Origin of the sequence: Tenacibaculum adriaticum (genome assembly GCF_008124875.1) — a bacterium.
GTDB lineage: Bacteria > Bacteroidota > Bacteroidia > Flavobacteriales > Flavobacteriaceae > Polaribacter > Polaribacter adriaticus.
Window position 1 is genome coordinate 954,999 of the sequence record NZ_VNIA01000001.1, and the last position, 19,311, is coordinate 974,309.

Genomic DNA, 19,311 nt, shown 5'->3' on the forward strand with positions numbered 1-19,311 from the left:
CATGTTCCTTTTTCCTTTAGAAATAAAACCTGACAAAAAATAGAAAAAGAGCATAACTATACCGTGTATAAAGTGTGTTTTTTCAATAAAAAGTATAAAACAATTTATGGCTGAAGCTAACAAATTAAGACTAAACAAAGTTTTAAGAGAATTAAATATCTCTTTAGATAGAGCGGTAGAACACTTGGCTAAACATGGTCACGATGTTGAGGCTCGTCCTACAACTAAGATTTCTGAAAAAGAATACCAAGTATTACTTGATGGTTTTCAAACAGATAAATCTAAAAAAGTAGCGTCTAAAGAAGTAAGCGAAGAAAAGCGTAAAGAAAAAGAAGCTATTCGTTTAAGAATAGAGGCAGAGCAGGAGGCGAAGCGTATTGAAGATGCCAAAAAGCAAGAAATATTAAAAGCTAAGGCTGAAAAGGTAGAAGTAAAAACTGTTGGTAAAATAGATATTGATTCTAATAAAAAAGGAGCGCATAAAGTTGTGGTTCCGAAAGAAGAAGTTAAGGAGGTACCTATTTCTAAAACAGAAGCACCAAAAAAAGTAGAGGAAATTAAAAAGCAAGAAAAGCCGAAAGTTGAGGTTAAAAAAGAAGCATCTGTAGAAAAACCAAAAACTATAGAGGTTAAAAAATCTGAACCTAAGATTCAAGCACCAAAACAACAAGAACCTAAGGCAGAAGAACCGAAGGTTGAGATTACTCCAGAAAATGCTGAGAAAATTAAAACACAGTATAAAAAGCTAGACGGTCCTAAAATGACAGGTCAGAAAATTGATTTAAAACAATTTGAAAGACCTAAAAAGAAAAAACCAGAAGCTAAAGGAGGTAGTAATGACGCGGCAGATAAGAAAAAACGCCGTAGAATTGCTAAACCAGGAGCAGGTGCAGGAACAGCCAAAACAGGGACTACTAGTACGCAAGGAGCAGGTAACCGTGGTGGTCAAAACCGTGGTGGTGGTCAAAACCGTGGTGGTCAAAATAGAGGTAGAGGTAGAGCGCCAATAGTTAAGAAAGAAGAGCTAACAGAAGCAGAAATCCAAAAACAAGTTAGAGAAACTCTTGAAAAACTTCAAGGGAAATCTAGCAAAGGTAGAGGGGCAAAGCACCGTAGAGATAAAAGAGATCAGCATCGTCAATTAGCAGAAGCTGAATTACAAGCACAAGAGTTAGAAAGCAAAGTATTAAAAGTAACAGAATTTGTTACGGTTAGTGAAGTTGCTACGATGATGGATAAACCTGTAACAGATATTATTTCTGCATGTATGATGTTGGGGATGATGGTAACAATGAATCAACGTTTAGATGCTGAAACATTGTCTATTGTTGCAGAAGAATTTAATTATAAAGTAGAATTTGTTGGAGCTGAAGTAGAAGAAGCTATAGTAGAAGAAGAAGATAAGCCAGAAGATTTAGAAACACGTGCGCCAATTATTACAGTAATGGGTCACGTAGATCATGGTAAGACTTCTTTATTAGATTATATACGTAAAGCAAATGTAATTGAAGGAGAATCTGGAGGAATTACACAACATATTGGAGCTTATTCTGTAAAAGTTGGAGATCAAAAAATTGCATTTTTAGATACACCAGGTCACGAGGCCTTTACAGCGATGCGTGCGCGTGGAGCTCAAATAACAGATTTAGTTATTATTGTGGTGGCAGCAGATGATGATGTAATGCCTCAAACAAAAGAAGCAATTTCTCATGCACAAGCAGCAGGAGTACCAATCATATTTGCAATTAATAAGATTGATAAGCCAAACGCAAATCCAGACAATGTTAAAACTCAGTTATCTTCAATGAATTTATTAATTGAAGAATGGGGAGGAAATATTCAATCACAAGATATTTCTGCTAAAACAGGTCAAGGAGTTCCAGAATTGTTAGAAAAAGTATTATTAGAAGCTGAAATCTTAGAGCTTAAAGCTAATCCTAATAAATTAGCGACAGGAGCAGTTGTAGAGGCATTGTTAGATAAAGGTAGAGGTTATGTAACTACTATTTTGGTGCAAGCTGGTACCTTAAAGATTGGTGATTATATATTAGCTGGGAAAAACAGTGGTAAAGTTAAAGCCATGTTTGACGACAAGGGGAATAACTTAAAAGAAGCAGGTCCATCAACACCAGTATCTATTTTAGGATTAGATGGGGCACCGCAAGCAGGAGACAAGTTTAATGTATTTGAAGATGAAAGAGAAGCGAAACAAATTGCTTCTAAACGTTCTCAATTACAACGTGAGCAATCTGTAAGAACTCAAAAAACATTAACATTAGCAGAAATTGGTCGTCGTATTGCTTTAGGAGATTTTAAAGAGTTAAATATTATCTTAAAAGGAGATGTAGACGGTTCGGTAGAAGCATTAACAGATTCTTTACAGAAATTATCTACAGAAGAAATTCAAGTAAATATTTTACATAAAGGTGTTGGAGCAATTACAGAATCTGATGTATTATTAGCAACAGCTTCAGATGCTATTATTGTAGGATTTAATGTGCGTCCTCAAGCAAATGCAAGAATAATAGCAGATAGAGAAGAAGTAGATATTAGAACATATTCTATTATTTATGATGCTATTAACGATGTAAAAGACGCCATGGAAGGAATGTTATCTCCTGAAATGAAAGAAGAGGTGATTGGTAATGTTGAGCTTAGAGAAGTTTATAAAATTTCTAAAGTTGGAAACATTGCAGGATGTATGGTGATGAGTGGTAAAATTACTCGAGATGCAAAAGTTCGTGTAATTAGAGATGGTATTGTCGTTCATGATGGTGTGTTAGCTTCATTAAAGCGTTTTAAAGACGATGTTAAAGAAGTAACTAAAGGATATGATTGTGGTATTCAAATAAAGAACTATAACGACATCAAAGAAGGAGATATTCTTGAAGCTTATACTGAAGTAGCAGTGAAGAAAAAGTTGAAATAATTTAAGCATGATATACAAATAAAAAACCTCGCAATTTGCGAGGTTTTTTATTTGTATAAATTTTATTTACTAATGATAATTGCTCCTGAGAATTTCTCTCTGATCTTGTTTAGAGCTCTATCTGCATCTAAGCGTGTTTTATAACTTCCTACTTGTACTTTCCAATCAGGAGCGTCATAATCTAATTTAGTATAAACACCAGAGAACTCAGATTCAAAATTATTTTTTATGTTTCTAGCACGCCCTTCTGAACCATTATAAAGCTGAATTCTAAAGCCAGTTCCGTTGTATTTATTGTACTCTCTTTTCTTTTTTAACAACGAGTTAATGCTCTTGTCTTCAGTGTATTTAGACTGTGCAGAAACATCAAGGTTACCAATTAAAAATAAACCTAAAAATGTTAAAGTTATACTGATTTTTTTCATTTTTTTATTCTTTTTACAAAAGTAACGACTTGTTATTTAATAGATTGCTATAAATGATTATTTAGAATTAGTATAAATTACAAATTAGCATTCTCTTAACATTTCACAATTTAGACAGAAGTAGTACTTTTGTGCGAGTTTGTATATACATGTGTATTACATACTGTATAGAAAAAATCGTACCAAAATAGATACAAAATTTATATTTTATAGTATGAAAAGTGTGAATCATCACAACAGTTTAACCCAAGTACTCTTAAAGAGTTTTGCTTTCCTATTAGTCTTTTTATTAAGTTTTTCAGTGCATTCACAAGATGTAGATGAAGCTCGTCAAAAAGAAGGGAAAAAGTTATTCAAGTCGCTTTGTGCATCTTGTCATAAGTTAGATAAGAAATTAGTAGGTCCTGCTTTAAGTGGGGTTGAAGAAAGAAGAGAACATGAGTGGTTACAAAAATGGATTCGTAACAATGCTGAGCTAAGAGCCTCTGGAGATGCTGATGCAATTGCTGTTTTCGAAGAATTTAATGGTTCAAGCATGACTGCTTTTCCTCAGTTAACAGATAAGAATATTGATGATATTCTTTATTATACAACTGTTGGGGAGGTTAAAAAAGCAGGAGATGTAGCAGCAGCTACAGCAGATGCGAGTTCTTCTAAAGACGGGGGTCCTAAATGGCTAATTTATATTTTAGCAGCAGCAATTATAGTAGCGTTTTTAATAATTGGTAGTTTATTAAAAACTATTAGTGAGTTAAAAGGGGCGCCAAAGACACCAGGATTGTTAGGGCAAACAGCAGATTTATGGCAAGGAATTAAGCAAAACACATTCTTGCATGTATTAGCAGTGATTTTCGGAGCTTTAGTTACTGCTTATTTCTTATTTGGAACTTTATTTAAGGTTGGTGTTGATCAAGGTTATCAGCCAATTCAACCAATTACATTTTCACATAAAATTCATGCAGGAGATAATAAGATTGAATGTCAATACTGTCACTCTGCAGCAAAACATAGTAAGCATTCAGGAATTCCTTCTGTTAATGTTTGTATGAACTGTCATAAGAATATTTCTGAAGTTGCTGATGATACTAAAGTGGTCTTAGAAGAAGGTGGAGTTGTTTTAACTAAACCCGATCTTGATAAAGAGATTGCTAAAATTTATGAAGCAGCTGGATGGGATACTGATAAGTTAGCTTATACAGGGAATACAAAACCTGTAAAGTGGGTGAGAGTTCATAATTTACCAGATTTTGCATACTTTAACCACTCACAACACGTAACTGTTGCAGGTGTTAAATGTCAAAAATGTCACGGCCCTGTAGAAGAAATGGAAGAGGTATATCAATACTCTCCGTTAACAATGGGTTGGTGTGTCGATTGTCATAAAGCAACGAAAGTAGACTTGAAAGGAAACGAGTATTATGCTAAAATTCATGCAGAATTAGCTAAGAAGTACGGTGTGGATCAAGTTACAATTGCACAGTTAGGTGGAAAAGAGTGTGGTAAGTGCCACTATTAATAATTAGAAAGTAGAAAAACACATATATAAATGGCTTCAAACAAAAAATACTGGCAAAGTGTTGAAGAACTTAAAGAAGGTTCTGTTGTTGAAACGCTACGTAATAATGAGTTTGTAGAAGAAATTCCTACGGATGAATTTTTAGGAGATAAAGAAACGTTAGAAACATCATCTACTTCACGTAGAGATTTTTTAAAGTATGTTGGGTTTTCAACTGCTGCAGCTTCATTAGCAGCTTGTGAAGGTCCAGTAAGAAAATCAATCCCTTATGTAGTGCAACCAGATAACATCGTAGTAGGTGTTGCAGATTGGTATGCGACTACAATTGCAGATGGTTTCGATTTTGCTAACGTACTAGTTAAAACTCGAGAAGGACGCCCTATTCAAATTATGCCAAATAAAGAAATTGGCGGGGTTACAAATGCTCGTACACAAGCATCAGTTTTATCTTTATATGATAGCAACTTGCGTTTAAAAGAGCCAAGAAAAGGGACTACACAAATTTCTTGGGCAGATGCAGATAAAGAAATTATTGCTGAATTAGAGAGGCTAAATGCGGCTAATGAATCAGTAGTTTTGTTAACAGGATCATTAGCGAGCCCTTCTACAGATAAGGTGATTGCAGATTTTATTGCAAAATACCCGAATGTAAAGCATGTAGTATATGATGCAGTTTCAGAAAGCGGAACGGCAGACGCTTTTGAAGCGATGTATGGAACTCGTGCATTACCAAACTACGATTTTAGTAAAGCAGAAGTTATAGCTTCTATTGGTGCTGATATTTTAGGAGATTGGCAAGGTGGTTATGAGAAATCATATGCAGAAGGACGTAAGCCTGAATTGGGTAAAATGTCTTACCACGTACAAATTGAAAGTAATATGTCATTAGCAGGTGCTAATGCAGATAAGCGTATTGTTGCGAAGCCTTCGGATCAAGTTTACGCTTTAATCAATTTATACAATACTGTAACAGGTGCTAATATGCCGTCAAAAGCTACAGCTCATGATGCTGAAATTAAAAAATTAGCAACTAGTTTACAAAAAGCAGGAAATAAAGGGGTTGTAGTAACTGGGTTAAATGATAAAAATGCACAATTAATTGCATTAGCAATCAATAAAGCATTAAATTCAGAAGTTATAGATGTTGTTAATGTAAATAACACTCGTCAAGGTAATGATACTGAAGTTGCTCAATTATTAAAAGACTTATCATCAGGTAAAGTAAAAGGGTTAGTTACTTATAATGTAAACCCAAATTATAGCTTAACTGGTTTTGCTGATGCTGCTAAAAAAGCTTCATTATCTGTAGCTATATCTACACAGGATGATGCAACAGCAACAGCAATGCAATATGCTTTACCAGCTCCTCACAACTTAGAAAGTTGGGGAGATGTGTCAGCTTCAGCAAATACTTACGGATTAATGCAGCCTACTATTTCGCCTATCTTTAATACACGTCAAATTCAAGATGTGTTATTAAAATGGTCAGGTAGTTCAGTTAATTATTATGATATATTAAAAGAATTCTGGAGTACAAATGTTTTAAACGGTGCCTCATGGAACCAAGCATTACATGACGGATTCTTTAAAAAGGAATTAGAGTCAGTAGTAACTGTTAATGATATTGATATCAACACAGCAGCTGCAACTTTAGTTAAGAATACAACACCATCTCAGTATGAGTTAAATTTATATACTTCTACAGCATTAGGAGATGGTAAGCAAGCAAACAACCCTTGGTTACAGGAGTTGCCAGATCCAATTACACGCGCTTCTTGGGATAATTACTTAACCGTTTCTATGGCAGATGCTAAAGAATTAGGTTTTGATAATCCTGTAAAAGATAATGGAGCTATCGATGGTAACTACGCTAACGTAACAGTAAACGGAGTAACGATTAACAATATCCCTGTAATGGTTCAACCAGGACAAGCTAAAGGTTCATTTGGATTAGCTTTAGGTTACGGTAGAACTCAAGGTTTAAAAGAAGAAATGCAAGTAGGTGTAAATGCATATCCTTTCTATGCTAACGGAAATAGTATTCAATATAATGTTTCTATAGAAAAAGCATCTGGATGGCATAAATTTGCTTGTACTCAAGTTCAAAAAACAATTGCGGGTCGTAATGATATCTTAAAAGAAGCAACTTTAAAAGAAGTTTTGAATAAGAAATTAGATCCAAAACATACATGGAACAAGCCAGCGATGGTTTCTTACGATCACCAAGAAGTTGAAGCTAAAACTATCGATTTATGGGATGAGCATAACCGTGAGATTGGACACCATTTTAACTTGTCTATCGATTTAACATCGTGTACAGGTTGTGGAGCTTGTGTGGTTGCATGTCATGCAGAAAATAATGTTCCAGTTGTAGGTAAACATGAAGTACGTGTGGGTAGAGATATGCACTGGTTACGTATTGATAGATACTATTCATCTGAAGTAAACGAAAAGCAAGTTGAAGCTTCAATGACAATTGAAGAATTTAAAGCTCAAAATCCTAATATTGCGAACCAAGAAGTTGAAAGAAAGTACGCTGAAAAGATATTAGAATTAGGGGGAGGAGATTTATTCGCAGCATTAGAAACTTCTGCAGAAAATCCACAAGTTGCTTTCCAGCCAATGATGTGTCAGCACTGTAATCACGCACCATGTGAAACAGTGTGTCCAGTAGCAGCAACATCACATGGTCGTCAAGGTCAAAACCAAATGGCATATAACCGTTGTGTAGGTACTCGTTACTGTGCAAATAATTGTCCGTACCGTGTGCGTCGTTTTAACTGGTTTAACTATTCAGATAACAGTGAATTCGATTTCAATATGAATAATGACTATGGTAAAATGGTATTGAATCCAGATGTTGTAGTTCGTTCTCGTGGAGTTATGGAAAAATGTTCTATGTGTATTCAAATGACACAAGCTACTATCTTAAAAGCTAAAAAAGAAGGTAGAGCTGTTAAGAAGGATGAATTCAAAACTGCATGTTCAGAAGCATGTTCAACTGGAGCAATGGTATTTGGTGATGTAAATAACACTGAAGACAAAGTTACACAGTTAAAAGAAGATAATAGAGCTTACCACGTGTTAGATTACATTGGTACAAAACCAAATGTAGTATATCAAGTTAAAGTAAGAAATACAAACGAAGCTTAATTTTTAATAATAAGGATATAGAGTATGTCGTCTCATTACGAATCATCTTATAGAGAACCTTTAGTACTTGGTAACAAGAGTTACCATGATATTACTGAAGATATCGCAAAACCTATTGAAGGTAAGGCCAATAAAAATTGGTACATCGCATTTTATATTTCTTTAGCAGCAATGCTATGGGGATTTGGATGTATTTTTTACACCGTCGGAACAGGTATCGGTGTATGGGGATTAAATAAAAACATCGGTTGGGCATGGGATATTACCAACTTTGTATGGTGGGTAGGTATTGGTCACGCCGGTACGTTAATTTCTGCTGTACTTTTATTATTCCGTCAAAAATGGAGAATGGCAATTAACCGTTCTGCTGAAGCAATGACAATCTTTGCGGTTTTCCAAGCAGGATTGTTTCCCATTATTCACATGGGACGTCCTTGGAATGGATATTGGGTATTGCCAATTCCCAACCAATTTGGTTCGTTATGGGTAAACTTTAACTCACCATTATTATGGGATGTATTTGCAATTTCTACTTACTTATCGGTTTCATTAGTTTTCTGGTGGACTGGTTTATTACCAGATTTTGCAATGATTCGTGATAGAGCTGTAAAACCTTTCCAAAAGAAGATTTACGCATTATTATCTTTCGGTTGGTCTGGTAGAGCTAAAGATTGGCAACGTTTTGAAGAAGTGTCTTTAGTGTTAGCTGGTTTAGCTACACCGTTAGTGCTTTCTGTACATACAATTGTATCGATGGATTTTGCTACTTCTATTAACCCAGGGTGGCACTCAACAATTTTCCCTCCTTATTTCGTAGCTGGTGCAATTTTCTCAGGATTTGCTATGGTACAAACATTATTAGGTATTATGCGTAAAGTTACCAATATGGAGGAGTATATTACACGTTTACATGTTGAGTATATGAACATTGTAATCATCTTAACAGGTGGTATTGTAGCAGTAGCATATGCTTCGGAATTCTTTATTGCTTGGTATACAGGTTCTCCTTACGAGAATTATACATATATGTCTGTAGGTGCTGCAACAGGTCCTTACGGATGGGCATTTTGGTCATTAATTTTATTTAACATCGCTATTCCACAGTTATTATGGTTTAAGAAGCTTAGAAGAAGTTTTATCGTTTCTTTCTTAATTTCTATTGCAATTAACATAGGTATGTGGTTTGAGCGTTTTGATATTATTGCAATTGTATTAAGTAAAGGTCACTTACCATCAACTTGGTGGCGTTTTGAACCTACGTTTGTAGATGTAGGTATCTTTGTAGGAACGATAGGTTTTTTCTTTGTATTATTTTTATTATACGCTAGAACTTTCCCTGTAATTGCACAAGCAGAGGTTAAAACGATCTTAAAATCATCAGGAGAGAATTTTAAAAAATTAAGAGAAGAGAACAATGAGCACTAATAAAGTAATTCACGCATTATACAATGATGATGATATCTTAATGGATGCCGTTAAGAAAGTAAAAGATGCACATCATCATATTGAAGAAGTATTTTGTCCATTTCCAGTTCACGGATTAGACAAAGCTATGGGCTTAGCTCCAACACGTTTGGCTATTACAGCTTTCTTTTATGGTATTACTGGTTTATCGGTAGCAGTTTGGTTAACTTGGTATACTATGATTGCTGATTGGCCTCAAGATATTGGTGGTAAACCAAACTTTTCTTGGGCAACTAACATGCCAGCTTTTGTGCCAATTTTATTTGAATTAACAGTATTTTTTGCAGCTCATTTAATGGTTATAACATTTTACATGCGTAGTAGATTATGGCCTTTTAAAGATGCAGAAAATCCAGATCCAAGAACTACAGATGACCATTTCTTAATGGAAATTCCTGTTCATGGAAATGAAGATGAATTAAAAGCTTTGTTAGAAACAACAGGAGCTGTAGAAATTAACGTAGTAGATAAGCACTAATAAAGAGATATGAAAAGTTTAAAAATAATTATCGCTTTAGTTGTCGTTGCAAGCTTTATATCTTGTAACAACAAGCGTACTCCACAAGTACAATATATGCCAGATATGTATGTGTCGATACCTTACGATGCTAACGGAGTTGAAGCCATAGATGGTAAACCAGTTAATAGGTTGCCTGTTGCAGGAACTGTTAGTAGAAGTGGTGTTGTTGCTTATGATATTGCCAATACTAATGAAGGATATGAAAAAGCAAAAGCAGAATTAAAAAGTCCTTTGGAAGTTACTGATGAGAATTTAGCTAAAGGTAAAGAGTTATACGGAATTTATTGTGCTATTTGTCACGGTACAAAAGGTGATGGTAACGGTATTTTATCTGAAAGAGATAAATTTAACGGTATTCCAAATTACAAAGATAGAGAGGTTACAGAAGGAAGTATTTATCATGTAATTATGTACGGTAAAAACCTAATGGGATCTCACGCATCGCAACTTAACCACAGTGAACGTTGGCAAGTTGTTCAGTATGTAGAAAAATTAAGAAGCGAATTAAAATAATCTATAAAATAGATAATTAAGATATGTACCAGTTTTCAGGAAAATTAAAAATGCTTGCTTTCGCTCTAATGATTATAGGAGCCTTAGGAACTGCATATAGTTTTTTATCAGCACCTAAAACTATTGAAGATGCTAAAGCAATTTTAGCAGAACAAGCACATCATGGTGGTGGTCATGGAGAAGCACATGCTTCTGATGATGCTCATGCTGTTACTTCTCATACAGAAGAAGTTAAACATGAGGAAGTTAAAACGATTGAAGTTAAGCATGAAGAGAATGTAGATAGTATTACACATAGTGAAGCTGCTGACCATAAAGAAGAAGTTATTCATGAAAATGTAACAGAAGAGCATAAAGAAGAGGCTCATATTGCTGAACAAGTAGTTGAAAAACATGTTGCAGAAACTGCTCATGCTGAAGTAGCTCAACATGGAGAAGCTCATGGTGAAGACCATGGAGATCATCATGCAGAACATGCTTTACACCAAATGCAAAACAGACCTTGGTCTGCTTTTTATGTAGCAATGTTATTTTTCTTGGGTGTTACTTTATTAGTATTAGCATTTTATGCAGCACAAAGAGTGGCTCATGCGGGTTGGTCTGTTGCTTTGTTTAGAGTAATGGAAGCAATTACAAACAATTTACACTATGTTAGTGTAATTATGTTACTGTTTTTAATAGCTACATTTATGCATATGAATCACTTATTTCCTTGGATGGCAGATGGTGTTTTCGATCCACAAAGCTCAAATTATGATGCTATTATAGATGGTAAAAAATGGTGGATGAATACTCCAAGTTGGTTAATTAGAGGGGTTATTTATTTATTAGGGTGGAACATCTTTAGATTTATTATTAGAAAAAAATCTATGGAACAAGATAATGGAGATTTAAAATTACACAAAAACATTTATAATATCTGTGTTGGTTTTATCTTGTTTTTTATGTTCACAGAAAGTATGGCATCTTGGGACTGGATTATGGGGATTGATCCACACTGGTTCTCAACATTATTCGGATGGTATGTCTTAGCTACTTTTTTAGTATCAGCTTTAACAATAATTGCTTTTATAACAATTTATTTACGTTCTAAAGGAGCATTGCCTTTAGTAAATGATAGTCACATTCACGATTTAGCAAAATTTATGTTTGGTTTTTCTATATTTTGGACGTACTTATGGTTTGCTCAATTCATGTTAATCTGGTATGCTGATATGCCTGAAGAGACAACATATTTTGCATTACGTTTTAACGAATATAAGTTACCGTTCTTAGCAATGGTTGTTATGAATTTCATTTTTCCAGTATTATTATTAATTAATAGTGACTTTAAGAGTGTGCCTTGGTTTGTAACAATTGGAGGACTTGTAATTTTGGCAGGTCATTACATAGATTTATTTGTTATGGTAATGCCTGGTACGGTTGGTGCACAATACGGATTTGGTATTGGTGAGTTGAGTGGTTTCTTATTTTTCTTAGGGTTGTTTATTTATGCTACATTTAGTGCATTTGCAAAAGCGAATCCTATTGCAAAAGGAAATCCATTCTTACACGAGAGTGAGACACATCATTATTACAATATTGAACATAGAGGAGAAGAAAACTCTCATCATTAATAAAAAGAATTTCAAAACAATAATAGTTTAGATATATGCTCGCTTTATTTTACATTTTTATAGCAGTTGCACTAGGAGTAAGTTTTTGGCAAATCACTCGCATAATGAATTTACGCGAAGTAATTGCAACCGATAAAGACAACGACACGCAAGGTAAAATTGCATTAGGATTCTTGGTATTCCTATATGCAATGATGATTTATTGTTTAATTGCAATGAATGTTGTTATGTTACCAGAAAGTGCTTCTATCGAAGGAGAACACGATGATAACTTATTCAATATTACTTTTTGGCTAATTGGTATTGTACAATTTGGAATGCAGTTTTTAATATTCTATTTCTCTTATAAATATAGAGGTAATAAGGATAATAAAGCTTTATTCTATGCCGATAGTCACAAGTTAGAGCTTTTATGGACGTCTATTCCAGCTATAACAATTGTAATTTTAATTGGTTACGGTTTATGGGCTTGGAACAACGTAATGTATGTTGGTGATGATGAAAACCCTATCGTTATTGAAGTATATTCACAACAGTTTCGTTGGGATGCTCGTTATGCAGGAGCAGATAATGAGTTAGGTTTAGGAAATGTTAATTACATTAAAGGAATCAACACAATGGGGGTCGATATGTCAGATCCTAAGGCGCAAGACGATAAACAAGTAACAGAACTGCACTTACCAAAAGGAAAAAAGGTATTATTTAAGTTCCGTTCTCAAGATGTATTACACTCAGCGTATATGCCTCACTTTAGAGCACAGATGAATTGTGTACCAGGTATGGTAACACAATTTGCATACACTCCTAAATATACTACTGAAGAAATGCGTCAACAATCTGAAGTAATAGAAAAAGTGAAAGGGATTAACAAAATAAGACAAGCTAAAGGGGAAGAACCTTATGTATTTGATTATTTATTGTTATGTAATAAAATATGTGGAGCTTCTCACTATAACATGCAAATGAAGATAGTTGTTGAAGAAGAAGCAGAATATAAAAATTGGTTAGCAGAGCAAAAAACGCTAGCAGAAGTTATTAAATAAGATATTTTTAAAAGGTTATATAAAGATATAGATTATGTCAGATCACCATCACAAAGAAACATTTGTAACAAAATACATGTTCAGTACCGATCATAAAATGATCTCTAAACAATTCCTTATTACAGGTATGTTTATGGGTATTATTGGAGTATTTATGTCAATGTTATTTCGCTTACAAATTGCATGGCCAGAAAAATCGTTTTCAATTATTGAAGCGTTTTTAGGACACCACCAAACTGACGGAGTTATGAACCCAGATATGTACTTGGCATTAGTTACTATTCACGGTACAATTATGGTATTCTTTGTATTAACTGCCGGATTAAGTGGTACGTTCTCAAACTTATTAATTCCATTACAGATTGGAGCTCGTGATATGGCTTCAGGATTTTTAAACATGGTTTCATACTGGTTGTTTTTCATATCATCAGTAATCATGGTAATTTCATTATTTGTTGAGGCAGGACCAGCATCTGCAGGATGGACAATTTATCCTCCATTATCGGCATTACCACAAGCAATTCCAGGTTCAGGAGCAGGTATGACTTTATGGTTAGTATCGATGGCTATATTTATTGCATCATCTTTAATTGGATCATTAAACTATATTGTTACTGTATTAAACTTACGTACAAAAGGAATGAAAATGACAAGATTGCCATTAACAATGTGGGCATTCTTCATTACAGCAATTATTGGTGTGATTTCGTTCCCTGTATTATTATCAGCTGCTTTATTATTAATTTTTGATAGAAGCTTTGGTACATCATTCTATTTATCAGATATCTTTATCTCAGGTGAAGTTTTACATTACCAAGGAGGGTCACCTGTATTATTTGAACATTTATTCTGGTTCTTAGGTCACCCTGAAGTATATATTATCTTATTACCTGCCTTAGGATTAACATCTGAAATTATTTCAACGAACGCTCGTAAACCTATCTTTGGTTATCGTGCAATGATTGGATCTATTATAGCAATTGCATTCTTATCTACAATTGTATGGGGTCACCATATGTTTATTTCAGGAATGAACCCATTCTTAGGGTCTGTATTTACATTTACAACAGTATTAATTGCAATTCCATCAGCAGTAAAGGCATTTAACTATGTAACTACACTATGGAAAGGTAACTTACAAATGAATCCAGCTATGTTATTCTCTATCGGATTGGTTTCTACATTCGTAACAGGAGGTTTAACAGGGTTAGTTTTAGGGGATTCTGCTTTAGATATTAATGTACACGATACGTACTTCGTTGTTGCTCACTTCCACTTAGTAATGGGTGTATCTGCATTATTCGGGATGTTTGCTGGTATTTACCACTGGTTCCCAAAAATGTATGGTAGAATGATGAACAAAACATTAGGATACTGGCATTTCTGGATTACGATTATTTCTGCATACGGAGTATTTTTTCCAATGCACTTCATCGGATTAGCAGGTTTACCACGTCGTTATTATACAAACACTAATTTTCCTTTATTTGATGATTTAGCAAATATTAATGTATTTATGACTGTTATGGCAATTATAGGAGGTTTAGCACAGTTAATATTTTTAGCAAATTTCTTTATTTCAATTTATAGAGGACAAAAAGCATCACAAAATCCATGGAAGTCTAATACATTAGAATGGACAACTCCAGTAGAGCATGTTCATGGAAACTGGCCAGGACCAATTCCTCATGTTTACCGTTGGGCTTATGATTATAGTAAAACTGATGAAAACGGAAATTATGTACACGGAAAAGATTTCGTATTACAAAATACACCGTTAAAAGATGGTGAAGAGCCTTCTTAAAAAACGTATAAATTATAAAAAAAGCCTTTCATTTCTGAAAGGCTTTTTTTATATAATTGATTTTCATTTCTAATCTGTATCTTAGCAATACTAACTTTCGTAGGTAACATTTATTACACAAAGCACATTTAATTTGAAGTATATTTGCAAGCATGAACGAAAACTTAAATCCTGAAAATACTAACTATTCGAATGATGAAATTGATGTAGAAAAAAAACTACGTCCACTATCTTTTGAAGATTTTTCAGGACAAGATCAAGCGATAGAAAATCTTAAAATATTTGTTGAAGCAGCAAATCAAAGAGATGAAGCTTTAGATCATACGTTGTTTCATGGCCCTCCAGGTTTAGGTAAAACAACTTTAGCGCATATTTTAGCTAATGAATTAGGAGTTGGTATTAAAGTTACATCAGGTCCGGTTTTAGATAAACCAGGAGATTTAGCAGGTTTATTAACAAATCTTGATGAAAGAGATGTGTTATTCATTGATGAAATTCACCGATTAAGTCCGATTGTAGAGGAATATTTATATTCAGCTATGGAAGACTATAAAATCGATATAATGATAGAATCTGGCCCAAATGCAAGAACAGTTCAGATACATTTAGAACCTTTTACATTAATAGGAGCAACTACTCGTTCTGGGTTACTTACAGCTCCCATGAGAGCGCGTTTTGGTATTAGTAGCCGTTTACATTATTATTCTACAGAATTATTAACTACAATCATTCAACGTAGTGCATATATTCTTGGAGTTCCAATTTCAATGGAAGCAGCTATAGAAATAGCAGGAAGAAGTAGAGGAACACCACGTATTGCAAACGCTTTACTGCGTAGAGTACGTGATTTTGCTCAAATTAAAGGAGATGGTAATATTACTATTGAAATAGCTAAATATGCTTTAAAAGCTTTAAATGTAGATGCTCACGGATTAGATGAAATGGATAATAAAATTTTAACTACCATAATAGACAAGTTTAAAGGAGGGCCTGTTGGTATTTCTACTTTAGCAACAGCAGTAGCAGAAAATGCAGAAACTATAGAAGAAGTTTATGAGCCATTCTTAATTCAACAAGGATTTATTATGAGAACTCCAAGAGGAAGAGAGGTTACAGACCTAGCATATAAACATCTTGGAAGAATAAAAGGAACATCACAAGGAGAATTATTTTAGGTTGAATATAAAAAAACTCATACCAATTTTAGAGTGGTTACCTCACTATAAAAAATCTCAGTTAAAAGGAGATGTTGTTGCAGGTATAACGGTTGCAATAATTTTAATACCCCAAGGTATTGCGTATGCACTTATTGCAGGGCTACCACCTATTTATGGTTTATACAGTGCGTTAGTACCACAAATAGTGTATGCTATTTTTGGATCTTCTAGACAAGTAGCAATTGGTCCTGTAGCAATGGATTCATTAATTGTAGCAACAGGAGTTTCAACATTAGCATTAGTAGGCTCAGAGAGTTTTATTTCAATAGCTATTTTATTAGGACTAGTTGTAGGTGCTATTCAATTTTTAATGGGTGTGTTACAATTAGGATTTATTGTAAATTTTTTATCAAAACCAGTTATTACAGGTTTTACATCCGCTGTTGCTTTAACAATTGGATTAAATCAATTTAGAAACTTATTTGGAGTTGATTTTTTACAAAGTGATCAAATTCATATTTTATTAAAAGATGTTTTTGATAGAATTTCAAGTTTTAACTTTAATACAACAATCATTGGACTTATTTCATGTGCTATCATTATTATCTTCAGAAAAGTAAGTAAAAAAATACCCAATTCGTTAATAGTTGTTGTTTTAGGAATTGTTGTATTACGTTTTTTTGGTAAGGGATTAGCAGATGTGGCGATTGTTAGAGATATACCTTCAGGATTACCGTCTTTTTCTTTTCCGGAGTTAGATATAGCTCAAATTAAAGAACTTTTGCCAATTGCACTTACCTTAGTGATGGTAGGTTATCTTGAAACAATTTCAATAGGAAAAACATTAGAAGCAAAACAAGACGAATATAGAATAAAGCCAAATCAAGAATTAATTGCTCTAGGACTAAGTAATATGTTTGGTTCACTATTTAAGGCCTATCCATCAGCTTCTAGTTTTTCAAGATCAGCGATTAATGCAGAATCTGGAGGAACCACAGGAATGTCGGCAATTGTATCAGCTATTTTAGTAATTTTTACATTGTTATTTTTAACACCTGTTTTTTATCATTTACCTAAAACAGTTTTGGCGGCAATTATTATAGTAGCAGTATTTAACTTAATTAATGTAGAGGAAGCTAAGTTTTTATGGAAAGCTAATAATTTGGATTTTTGGTTATTAGTAGCAACGTTCTTTTCAACCTTGTTTTTTGGTATTGAGTACGGAATTTTAATTGGCGTAGGTTTGTCTTTAATCGTGTTGATTTTTAGAACTTCAAGACCCTATGTAACAGAGTTAGGAAAAGTACCTAATTCAAATTTTTATAGAAATAAAAATCGATTCAGAGAAGTTATAATTGAAGATGATGTATTGGTTTTTCGTTTTGATGCACAACTTTTTTACGCAAATGCTAACTATTTTAGAGACAAGTTAGACGAAATGGCAGAGGAAAAAGGAAAGGCATTAAAATTGATTGTATTAGATGCAGAGAGTATTAATAGAGTAGATAGTACAGGTATAGAAATGCTTAAAGAAAGAATTAAGTATTATAATAAAAGAGGTATTCAGTTTTATTTTGCTGGGGTAAAAGGCCCTGTAAGAGATGCTATTTTTAGAGGTGGCCTTTTACAAATTATAGATGTGAATCATTTTTTTATGAGAGCAAATGGAGCTGTGAAATACTATAAAACAGGAGATAACGAACATCAAAAAAAATACGCGCAGTATATACACCAAGCGTATGATTAATTAGGAATATATTATGAATATAGAACAAATTTATACAGGTTGTTTAGCGCAAGGAGCTTATTATATCGAAAGTAATGGAGAAGTAGCAATCATCGATCCATTAAGAGAAGTGCAACCTTACATTGATAGGGCAAACAAAGACGGAGCAAAAATTAAATATATTTTTGAAACTCATTTTCATGCTGATTTTGTTAGCGGACACGTTACATTAGCGGAAAAAACGGAGGCAAAAATAGTATTTGGGCCAACTGCAAAAACGGGCTTTAATGCACATATTGCAGAAGATAGAGAAGTGTTTAAACTAGGAGATTTAACAATTACTGCGCTTCACACACCGGGACATACGATGGAAAGTACAACGTACTTGTTAAAAGATGAAAAAGGTAATAACCATGCAATCTTTAGTGGTGACACCTTATTTTTAGGCGATGTTGGTAGACCAGATTTAGCCCAAAAGGGAGACATTACACAAGATGATTTAGCAGGTTATTTATACAATAGTTTAAGAACTAAAATCATGACTTTAGCTGATGATGTAATTGTGTATCCGGCTCATGGAGCAGGTTCTGCTTGCGGTAAAAACTTAAGTAAAGAAACTGTTGGAACAATTGGTGATCAAAAGAAAACCAATTATGCATTACGAGCAGATATGACTAAAGAAGAGTTTGTTAAAGAAGTAACAGACGGGTTATTACCCCCACCAGATTATTTTCCTTTAAATGTTAGATTGAATAGAGAAGGATATGTTTCTATAGATGAAGTTTTAGAGCAAAGTACCAAAGCATTAACTGTAGATGATTTTGAAAAAGTAGCAAACGATAATGATGCTTTAATTTTAGATGTACGTCATCAATCAGAATTTATTAAAGGTTTTATTCCACAATCAATTTTTATTGGTTTAAGCGGAACATTCGCTCCGTGGGTTGGTGCTTTAGTGAAAGATATTAATCAACCCATTTTATTGGTAACTCCAGAAGGTGAAGAAGAACAAACGATTACACGTTTATCACGTGTAGGGTTTGACAATGTTTTAGGCTACTTAAAAGGAAGTTTTGAAAGTTGGAAGAAATCAGGAAAAGAAATAGACACTTTAAGATCTGTGTCTGCCGATGATTTGGAGGTAGCCATTCGTAAAAATGCTCCAGTTTTTGATGCGCGTAAACCAGGGGAACATGCAAGTGAACATATAATAAATGTGCCAAATACACCGTTAGATTATTTGAACGATCATATAAAGGAATTCCCTACTGATAAAGATTTTTATGTGCATTGTGCAGGAGGATATCGTTCTGTAATTGCTTCTTCTATTTTAAAAGCAAGAGGTTTTCATAATGTAATTGATGTTGCAGGAGGTTACGGAGCTATTAAAAAAACAGGAATACAAAGAACATTAACAGTTTGTCCATCAACGTTAAAATAAAAAA

General features: G+C 33.8%; 13 protein-coding genes. 12 read left to right on the forward strand and 1 reads right to left on the reverse strand.

Annotated elements, in window-relative coordinates; genetic code table 11:
• The first annotated feature begins 106 nt into the window (after nt 1-106).
• Nucleotides 107-2,929 (forward strand): translation initiation factor IF-2, encoded by a 2,823-nt coding sequence (infB, locus tag C7447_RS04475; RefSeq protein ID WP_148869157.1) that lies wholly within the window; start codon nt 107-109, stop codon nt 2,927-2,929.
• Between the two features lie 62 nt (nt 2,930-2,991).
• Here the strand turns inward: infB and C7447_RS04480 are convergent, their stop codons facing one another.
• The gene (locus C7447_RS04480) at nt 2,992-3,354 is read right to left on the reverse strand and encodes an SPOR domain-containing protein (protein WP_148869159.1); all 363 of its coding nucleotides are present in this window, start codon (nt 3,352-3,354) and stop codon (nt 2,992-2,994) included.
• A 214-nt stretch (nt 3,355-3,568) separates the two neighbouring features.
• Between C7447_RS04480 and C7447_RS04485 the strand changes: the two genes are divergently transcribed.
• The 11 genes from C7447_RS04485 to C7447_RS04535 all read left to right on the forward strand — a co-directional run bounded on the left by C7447_RS04485 (nt 3,569) and on the right by C7447_RS04535 (nt 19,307).
• Entirely contained in the window at nt 3,569-4,870 is a 1,302-nt protein-coding gene (locus C7447_RS04485; RefSeq protein WP_148869161.1) for a c-type cytochrome, read from the forward strand.
• A gap of 30 nt (nt 4,871-4,900) precedes the next feature.
• Complete coding sequence (locus C7447_RS04490) at nt 4,901-8,023, forward strand: TAT-variant-translocated molybdopterin oxidoreductase (RefSeq protein WP_148869163.1); 3,123 nt, start codon at nt 4,901-4,903, stop codon at nt 8,021-8,023.
• A gap of 24 nt (nt 8,024-8,047) precedes the next feature.
• Nucleotides 8,048-9,448: an NrfD/PsrC family molybdoenzyme membrane anchor subunit gene (gene nrfD / locus C7447_RS04495; RefSeq protein ID WP_148869165.1), complete on the forward strand. Its 1,401-nt coding sequence runs from the start codon at nt 8,048-8,050 to the stop codon at nt 9,446-9,448.
• A complete protein-coding gene (locus C7447_RS04500) occupies nt 9,438-9,965 on the forward strand; it encodes a DUF3341 domain-containing protein (RefSeq protein WP_148869167.1) in 528 nt (175 codons plus the stop codon). Before nrfD ends, C7447_RS04500 begins: the two co-directional genes overlap by 11 nt.
• 9 nt (nt 9,966-9,974) lie before the next feature.
• Nucleotides 9,975-10,520: a c-type cytochrome gene (locus C7447_RS04505; RefSeq protein ID WP_211354893.1), complete on the forward strand. Its 546-nt coding sequence runs from the start codon at nt 9,975-9,977 to the stop codon at nt 10,518-10,520.
• 23 nt (nt 10,521-10,543) lie between these two features.
• Complete coding sequence (locus tag C7447_RS04510; RefSeq protein ID WP_148869169.1) at nt 10,544-12,136, forward strand: quinol:cytochrome C oxidoreductase; 1,593 nt, start codon at nt 10,544-10,546, stop codon at nt 12,134-12,136.
• A 35-nt stretch (nt 12,137-12,171) separates the two neighbouring features.
• Nucleotides 12,172-13,179, forward strand: a complete 1,008-nt coding sequence (locus C7447_RS04515; RefSeq protein ID WP_148869171.1) for a cytochrome c oxidase subunit II — start codon at nt 12,172-12,174, stop codon at nt 13,177-13,179.
• A 34-nt stretch (nt 13,180-13,213) separates the two neighbouring features.
• Complete coding sequence (locus C7447_RS04520) at nt 13,214-14,983, forward strand: cytochrome c oxidase subunit I (protein ID WP_148869173.1); 1,770 nt, start codon at nt 13,214-13,216, stop codon at nt 14,981-14,983.
• Between the two features lie 152 nt (nt 14,984-15,135).
• On the forward strand, nt 15,136-16,158 hold the full coding sequence (gene ruvB, locus C7447_RS04525) for a Holliday junction branch migration DNA helicase RuvB (RefSeq protein WP_148869175.1): 1,023 nt from the start codon (nt 15,136-15,138) through the stop codon (nt 16,156-16,158).
• A gap of 1 nt (nt 16,159) precedes the next feature.
• On the forward strand, nt 16,160-17,887 hold the full coding sequence (locus C7447_RS04530) for a SulP family inorganic anion transporter (RefSeq protein WP_148869177.1): 1,728 nt from the start codon (nt 16,160-16,162) through the stop codon (nt 17,885-17,887).
• A gap of 13 nt (nt 17,888-17,900) precedes the next feature.
• Nucleotides 17,901-19,307: an MBL fold metallo-hydrolase gene (locus tag C7447_RS04535; RefSeq protein WP_148869180.1), complete on the forward strand. Its 1,407-nt coding sequence runs from the start codon at nt 17,901-17,903 to the stop codon at nt 19,305-19,307.
• The last annotated feature ends 4 nt before the right edge of the window (nt 19,308-19,311 follow it).

Excerpts from the sequence above, each read along its gene's own strand:
- C7447_RS04485 (WP_148869161.1), top strand. The coding sequence starts at position 3,569 with ATGAAAAGTGTGAATCATCACAACAGTTTAACCCAAGTACTCTTAAAG.
- C7447_RS04520 (WP_148869173.1), top strand. The coding sequence starts at position 13,214 with ATGTCAGATCACCATCACAAAGAAACATTTGTAACAAAATACATGTTC.
- C7447_RS04480 (WP_148869159.1), bottom strand. The coding sequence starts at position 3,354 with ATGAAAAAAATCAGTATAACTTTAACATTTTTAGGTTTATTTTTAATT.
- nrfD (WP_148869165.1), top strand. The coding sequence starts at position 8,048 with ATGTCGTCTCATTACGAATCATCTTATAGAGAACCTTTAGTACTTGGT.
- C7447_RS04500 (WP_148869167.1), top strand. The coding sequence starts at position 9,438 with ATGAGCACTAATAAAGTAATTCACGCATTATACAATGATGATGATATC.
- infB (WP_148869157.1), top strand. The coding sequence starts at position 107 with ATGGCTGAAGCTAACAAATTAAGACTAAACAAAGTTTTAAGAGAATTA.
- C7447_RS04535 (WP_148869180.1), top strand. The coding sequence starts at position 17,901 with ATGAATATAGAACAAATTTATACAGGTTGTTTAGCGCAAGGAGCTTAT.
- C7447_RS04505 (WP_211354893.1), top strand. The coding sequence starts at position 9,975 with ATGAAAAGTTTAAAAATAATTATCGCTTTAGTTGTCGTTGCAAGCTTT.
- C7447_RS04515 (WP_148869171.1), top strand. The coding sequence starts at position 12,172 with ATGCTCGCTTTATTTTACATTTTTATAGCAGTTGCACTAGGAGTAAGT.
- C7447_RS04510 (WP_148869169.1), top strand. The coding sequence starts at position 10,544 with ATGTACCAGTTTTCAGGAAAATTAAAAATGCTTGCTTTCGCTCTAATG.
- C7447_RS04490 (WP_148869163.1), top strand. The coding sequence starts at position 4,901 with ATGGCTTCAAACAAAAAATACTGGCAAAGTGTTGAAGAACTTAAAGAA.
- ruvB (WP_148869175.1), top strand. The coding sequence starts at position 15,136 with ATGAACGAAAACTTAAATCCTGAAAATACTAACTATTCGAATGATGAA.